Genomic DNA, 5,012 nt, shown 5'->3' with positions numbered 1-5,012 from the left:
AATGCATCGGCAACAGCCTTCATCGCTTCTGCTGCACTATCACCCTGAAAGCGAATCCAGTAGATGCTCATATTGCCTCACTTCACGAATGTGTAATAGCTTCTAAGCGCTCGATAATTCGATCAACAGCTTTTTCCCACGTCCAGCATTGCTGTACTTCCACAGCAGCCTGTGCTCCTTTTTCACGTGCTTCTGCTGGATGCTCGTAGACGTACCGCATAAGATAACGTAGATGATCAATATCAGGATCGGCCCAGCGTGAACCGGCATAATACGGTGAACGAGCGACTGCCGGTATTAACTGACGCACACGCAGCGGGTAACCTAACCGGTCGTTGAAGAAATCACGCTGAGCACCCCAGTCGGTTGCAATGACCGGTAAGCCGCAGGCCATGGCCTCAAGTATCGGCATACCCCATCCCTCACCACGGGTGGGCAGGACAAAGCAGTCGGCACTCCGGTAGAAACTTCCCATCTGGTGCTCGGCAATTTCCTGATTCAGGATAACCACGACTCTGGGTACGTCGGGACGGTTGACGATCTCGTGGATACGCTGGTGAACATCGAACCGTGGATCGTGGTTAAAAATCTTTAGCACCAGTACTACATCATCGCTACGCCTGAATTCACTCACGTATGCGCGCAGCAAGACTTCAGGTGCTTTCCGCTCAATCCATTCAAAGATAGAGAGAAACACAAACGAGTCAGTTGGTTTGTGTCCCTGGATACCTGGATGAAAATAGTTGGGATTAAAGCCCAGCGGAATAATATGGATTGGTCGTCGTACACCAGATTGGGCAAAGACATCACGGGTAAAGTGGCTCGGTACCCACACCTCGTCCATCTGATTTGCCTGATGCACCCAATCGGCAGGCAGTGCATCAGACTCCAGCATGGTAAACCCGATCCGGTAGCGACCACTGTTTTTGATAAAAGCATCTCCCTGACTGTAGACAACCTGGGGCAATGAGGTATCTTTGGGACGCTGCCGCAGTTGATCAAGCCGCGGATCGCGGGTCGGCGGTTCCGTGTAATCGGTGCCGAAGATGCAAGCCAGCCGGATATCGACACCACGCCGATCCAGCTCGCGGACAAATTCACGCGACGAGGTCGCGTACCCGGTGGCATGGGCGATGAGCGAATGCCAGACCAAACCATAGCGATACCGCCGCCGGTAGTAATCACGCCATTTCGACAGGAAAACCCGTTGTCCATGACTGAACATACGCCACCAGTCGGCGTTGTTAAGTTTTGTACTCGAATTTTCGTGGTGGACAACCCTGGCTCCACCAGTGCAAACAATCTTGAATCCAGCCTGCATTGCACGCAGACAATAGTCGGTGTCTTCGTAATACGAGAAATAGGTTTCATCCAGACCGCCAATGGTGGCAATCACATCACGCCGAATGTACATGCACGCACCGGTGACCCCTTCAACCTCGCGGATGCCGGGATACTGGCCGATAAACGGTTCACCACCACCGATCTGGTAGCCCCAGAAGTTATGTTGGGGCATGTAGGTGCCGGCGTGTTGTAAGAGGCCATTTGGGAAGAGGAGCAAACAACCGACAATCCCATAGTCGGGGTGATTGTTAGCCACATCACGCAGATGGGCCAGCCAGGACTCCTCAATGATTTCGGTGTCGTTGTTGAGGAGGAGCACATCGTGATCTGGAGGGGCTGCGGCAATGCCTTGATTCACGCCAGCCGCGAAACCCCGATTTTCGCCATTAGCAATCAGCGTAACATCGGGTTGATCACGAAGCCACTCCACGGTACCATCAGTACTACCGTTGTCAACAACGATAAAGCGATACGCTACATCACGAGTATTGGCACGCAGGCTGGTAAGGCACCGTTGAGTGAGCGCCAACCCATTCCATGTGAGTATTACGATTGCGACCGGTGGACGCGCACCGGGCTGGAAGAGAGGCCGCCTCGTATCGGTATTAGTGGATTGCTGCTGGAGATCGTTGACGGCAAATACTGTTGTACCATTGTTGCCTTGATCATCATGCTCGTTGTCTGTCACTACTGTCGCCGGATGTTCACCACGAGAAGAGACTTCAGCACTACCCAGGTCTTGCTCGTCCTGCAACGTAGCAGGTGATGATCTAGCAGACTCTCCTATTACACGTTCATCGCTAGCAGCATGTGCCGATGCATACGGCAACACATGCGAATGCAATGCCTGTTGTAAGCCGATAATTCGGCTGGTACGTTCGCGAGCAATAGCTTCAGAGCGCAATTCAATAAGCCTGCTACGAAGCGAATCGATCTCCTCGTTTGTCCAACCACGCTGCCGACCAATCTCAGGTAAGGCAAGAATCGCTTGCAGATAGGCGGCACGCAGATTGTCACTGATCCCTGCATCAGCACGCTCTTGCAATAAGGCTTGTTCGGCTGGAAAGACGAACTCGTGTAGTTCAGCGAGGGAACGATGCTTCAAGAGCAGACGCCAGCGCTGTCGCTCGATCATATAGGTATGTCTGGGCGATGTCTGTTGCAATGCACCCTCATGATGAATGAGCGTTGCTGCAGGTACCAGTTCGATACGCCAGCCCTGCGCCAGCGCACGCAGACAGAGGTCAACATCTTCGTAATAAGCCGGAGCGAATCCTTCATCAAATAACCCAACCTGATCGAGCATTCTCACACGCATACCCAGGGCCAGCGCAGCCAGGTAGTGTATCGGCGCAGGATCGTCGAGCGAGTGGCGATTTCGTCCATACCAGAGTGGCTCGATCAGGGTACCGCCAGCATGTTGAATCTGCCCATCAGGAAAACGGGCCAGACTGCCTGCAAGACCGACCGTCGGGTTGGCAAATACCGGCATCATTGCAGACAGCCAACCGGGATCAACTACTGTGTCCTGGTTTAGCGCAATCACCACATCGGGAGGTTCGGCTGCGGTTAAAGCTGCCTGTATACCTGCATTGACTGCACCGGCAAAACCGAGTGGTCGGTCGAAATCCAGGAGTGTTACATCAGGAAACTCGCGACGGACAATGTCCGGCCCATCATCACTACTACCATTATTCACGACAATAATGGCCGGTTGTTCTGACTGTTGTTGCAATGATTGCAGACAGTCACGAATGTATACACCACCCTGCCACAATGGAATAACAACGCTTGCTTTCATTTTGATAGAGCGAGAGATAGATCGCTTAATCGCTGTGCCACTTGTGAGAGCACTTCATCGAAATCAAGGATACGTGTTTCGAGATCAATAATGTGTTGATGGAGTGGAGGTAATGTGTCGCGAGCTTTTTGTAATTCAGCACGCAGCGAATGCAATTCAGTATTAAGTGTAATCTGTTCCTGTCTGACTACTTCCAGCAACGGCTTCATCTCGGCGAGTTGTTGGGTGAGCGAAGCTAGGTGATTTGCTACATGCTGCTGATGGAGAGTTGTCTCATAGCGAAGCGTATGGAGTTGCTCTTCCGTTCGTCGCGCCTGTTCATCGAAAGCACTGGATAAACGATATACCAGATTGATCAATGTTGCATTAAACGCCCGTTGCTGATCCACAATTCGACACAAGTCAGCGTGTAGTGAACCGGTTATTCGCCGTTGCAACCATTGCTTTATGCGCCCAGGAATTGAGCCTGGTTGGGAAGAAACTGGAGCGACCTGCCAATATTTTTCCAGTTCGTGGATCAGTGCATTGCGCTCTCGCAGAATGGTTTGCAGATTATCCTTATCCATGGTTGATTGCCGTTTCTCGGTTGTGCTGCGATCAGTCTTCCTTACAGGAGATGATACCATACGCCTCAACGGCTCTACCACCTGCGACCAGCGCAAACGCCGACCGAGAGCGGTAGCCTGCGCACTCTGATGCACCCAGTGCTGCCGATCGGTTAGTAAACGAATAAGTGCGGCGGCTACTGCCTGACTGTCACCAATCGGAACAACCTCTCCGGCCTGATGTTCCCCGATGAGTTCAGCAGCGGCATCACCGGCGCTGACAACACCAGGTCGTCCTACCCATAAATGATCCAGCACACGTGACCGTACAGCAGCATAGCGTGTCTCTAAATGTTCACGGTGCAATGATACCATAATCGCCGCTTCCAGCAGAAAGTCGGCACGTCGTGCGTAGGGTATCCATTCGTTGTAGAAGTGAATGCCGTTGCCGAGTAATCCCAGCTCAGCCGCCAGTTGGCGGGTTTGCTGGAGGGTTGCCATTTCAGGAACCTGGCCCGGATGTCGCCCGGCCAGGAAGACCAGGCGCGCTTGTGGTACGGCGGTTAGCACGTCCGGCATTGCCCGTACCACGGTCAGCGGATCGAGCCAGTCCCAGAGGCCGCTGCTCCAGAGAATGATCTGGTGATCGGCATTCAAGTCATCAAGTACACCGCGTAGTGCCGGTTGACCACTGGCCTGCGGCGGATCATCGCTCACCCCGAATGGCACCACGGCGATCAGGTTGCGCAGGAGAGGATCAACATCAATTAATGCGGGTGTTACACGTCCAAGCGCCAGCAAGCCTCCGATGTACAAGTCGCGCTGCTGTTCAGTAGCGCAGAGAAAATGGTCGCCACGCAAAAGTAACTCGCGCAATAACGTTATGTCACGCTGCGTTTGTTCTTCCCGTTCTGCAAGCGGTCGCTGGCGAAACAGTTCGAGGTTTTCAAAGACTATCGGATCATAAAGATCAACTATCAATCGACCTCGAAACGTAAGTAGTTCGGGATGAACAGAGGCAACGAAGCCGTTTGCCAATACCGTGGTTGCTTCATTCAGATACGGTGCAAGAGTGGTTTTGTCACCCCAGGTGTAATGCCCATACGTGATCCCTGGTGTTGACGGTAAATCAATAGGGCGAGGTGCAATTAAGGTTACCGGAATCTGTCTGGCCAGCGTCCGTGCCAGCTCCCACATCCGAATGCCAGGTCCAGCCATCCGTTGACCAACGACATCATGGCTGATGATCAGCAGATTATTCATCCGTGCCAGCTCCAGTTCCCTTCGCAGAACACCATGCCGTACCGTTGACTCAGACCATC

At 52.9% G+C, this 5,012-nt stretch carries 2 protein-coding genes; both read right to left on the bottom strand.

Annotated features, from left to right (window positions below; genetic code table 11):
- Positions 1-82: 82 nt before the first annotated feature.
- Positions 83-3,145 carry a glycosyltransferase gene (locus VAE57_RS03620; protein ID WP_322820539.1) on the bottom strand — a complete coding sequence of 1,021 codons (3,063 nt, stop codon included), beginning with the start codon at positions 3,143-3,145 and terminating at the stop codon, positions 83-85.
- Positions 3,142-5,012, bottom strand: a 1,871-nt coding sequence (locus VAE57_RS03615) for a glycosyltransferase (protein ID WP_322820538.1), incomplete at its 5' end; no start/stop codon positions are given. The genes VAE57_RS03615 and VAE57_RS03620, both read right to left, overlap by 4 nt.

Source organism: Chloroflexus sp. (genome assembly GCF_034434295.1).
Lineage (GTDB): Bacteria > Chloroflexota > Chloroflexia > Chloroflexales > Chloroflexaceae > Chloroflexus.
This window is presented reverse-complemented; position numbering and strand designations above follow the sequence as displayed.

What these genes read in the sequence shown, in the direction of transcription:
- VAE57_RS03620 (WP_322820539.1), bottom strand. Translation starts at nt 3,145, where the DNA reads ATGAAAGCAAGCGTTGTTATTCCATTGTGGCAGGGTGGTGTATACATT.